This is a genomic window from Candidatus Thiosymbion oneisti, from assembly GCF_900092655.1.
Lineage (GTDB): Bacteria > Pseudomonadota > Gammaproteobacteria > Chromatiales > Chromatiaceae > Thiosymbion > Thiosymbion oneisti.
Window position 1 is genome coordinate 1 of sequence record NZ_FLUY01000379.1, and the last position, 1,560, is coordinate 1,560.

At 45.6% G+C, this 1,560-nt stretch carries 3 protein-coding genes and 1 pseudogene; 3 read left to right on the top strand and 1 reads right to left on the bottom strand.

Going from position 1 to position 1,560, the window contains the following annotated elements; genetic code table 11:
• Positions 1 to 186: hypothetical protein (locus BQ17_RS22345; RefSeq protein ID WP_218068062.1), on the top strand; the 186-nt coding region annotated here is incomplete at its 5' end.
• 10 nt (positions 187 to 196) lie between these two features.
• Here the strand turns inward: BQ17_RS22345 and BQ17_RS03670 are convergent.
• A pseudogene (locus BQ17_RS03670) lies at positions 197 to 346 on the bottom strand (transposase); the annotation flags it as partial.
• A 233-nt stretch (positions 347 to 579) separates the two neighbouring features.
• Here BQ17_RS03670 and BQ17_RS23930 point away from each other — a divergent pair.
• Both BQ17_RS23930 and BQ17_RS03675 read left to right on the top strand, forming a co-directional pair.
• The gene (locus BQ17_RS23930) at positions 580 to 810 is read left to right on the top strand and encodes a DUF6364 family protein (RefSeq protein ID WP_369406455.1); all 231 of its coding nucleotides are present in this window, start codon (positions 580 to 582) and stop codon (positions 808 to 810) included.
• Positions 800 to 1,219 (top strand): PIN domain-containing protein, encoded by a 420-nt coding sequence (locus BQ17_RS03675; RefSeq protein WP_089724404.1) that lies wholly within the window; start codon positions 800 to 802, stop codon positions 1,217 to 1,219. The genes BQ17_RS23930 and BQ17_RS03675 overlap by 11 nt, the downstream gene beginning before the upstream one ends.
• The last annotated feature ends 341 nt before the right edge of the window (positions 1,220 to 1,560 follow it).

Sequence of the window (1,560 nt, forward strand, 5' to 3'; positions counted from 1 at the left end):
CTTTTTGGGGAGCCGATTTGCAATGTTAGCCCTTCTATAAAAGGCCCCGCAATGGAAGTCAAATTAAGCAAGCAACAGAAAGTCACCGTAAATAGTGCGGAAGACATTTATCTGATCATGCGCCAGATTCTCCGTAGAGAGACTCAACCACTATGCACTAAAGTGCATAGGTTGCTCCTGGACTGAAAGTCCCAAATCATTCTAAGATAATGTTTCCTGAATCCTTGTTGGATGGATGACGGTGATGTTCCAAGTATTCTTGAACCATTTCATCTGTCACATTTCCTGTTGTCCAGGCACCATACCCTATCGCCCAAAAATGCTTTCCCCAATATCGTTTTCTTAATGGACCATTAAAATGCTAACGGTATGACTACCACGTCTTTGGTCACTCATTAGCCAATTGTAGCCTACTTGTGTAGCAGCTAAAGCCTTGCACTAAAGTGCATAGTTTTGGACTAGCGTGCTGGGACAATAAAAACATCAAACCGACCGGCATGAAAGCTTATGCTGGCGCTATGTCGATGTCGCCATTAGTTTCTATGACAATTTAAGATATATAAAGGTAAAGTGTATATTATGAAAAACCTTACATTGAGTATCGATGACCAAGTGTTATCGATGGTCGCAATGTATGCGGCTAAAAATAATTCATCTGTAAATAGTCTGATTCAGAAATACCTCATTGAGATTGCGAATCGTGAAAGCACAGTACAAAAGGCTCGGTTGAAAATAAGGGAATTGAGCGTTCAAACTGGTGCTCGAATAGGTTCAAAGTCTTGGACACGAGACGACTTGTATGAGCGTTGATTCTTTTGTTGATACTAATGTTTTGGTCTACGCTGCGACTTGCGATGAGGTTAACAAGGCCAAGCGTGATCGGGCCTTGGAGCTTATTGACACTGAGAATTTTGCACTTTCCGCTCAGGTTCTTCAGGAGTTCTATGTCACTGTTACACGAAAGTTGGAGGTTCGACTTACACCAGAGCAGGCACTGCAATGGATTGAACAGCTTGAAGTATTTCCATGCGTTTCTGTTGATTCTAATCTCGTGAAAGCAGGTGTACAAACCAGTGTTCGCTACCAGACTTCCTACTGGGATGGTGCAATCATTGCGGCCGCTGAAAATATTGGTGCAACGAAGTTGTACAGCGAAGATCTTAGTCTCGGCCAAAAATATGGAAACGTAACTGTCGTAAATCCATTTGCAGAGCAATAAAGAGGCAGCGCCTAATCGGGTAAGGGCGGGTATTTAACCCGCCCTCCCCCCACCACCGAGCAAGCGGGTCCGCACGAGGCGGTTCACGAGAAGGGAGCACACAAGGATCTCACGTATAGCCATGCGCCTTCATCCAGCGATCACGCACGGAGATCAACCCCTGGCTTTTGAGCCAGTCGTTCGTCATTCCGGTCTGGGTGGCGAGCAAAGAAAAGGACGAGCAAAGAAAAGGACACCCATTTTTTAACCTGATCCTTCCCCCAGTGCCATTAAGTTAAGTTTTGTAGGTCGGGTTAGGCGCGCCTTGCGATGTGGGCGTGGACAACCGAGGCTGAACGCGC

Coding starts and splice junctions, on each gene's coding strand:
- BQ17_RS23930 (WP_369406455.1), top strand. CDS start 580: ATGAAAAACCTTACATTGAGTATCGATGACCAAGTGTTATCGATGGTC.
- BQ17_RS03675 (WP_089724404.1), top strand. CDS start 800: ATGAGCGTTGATTCTTTTGTTGATACTAATGTTTTGGTCTACGCTGCG.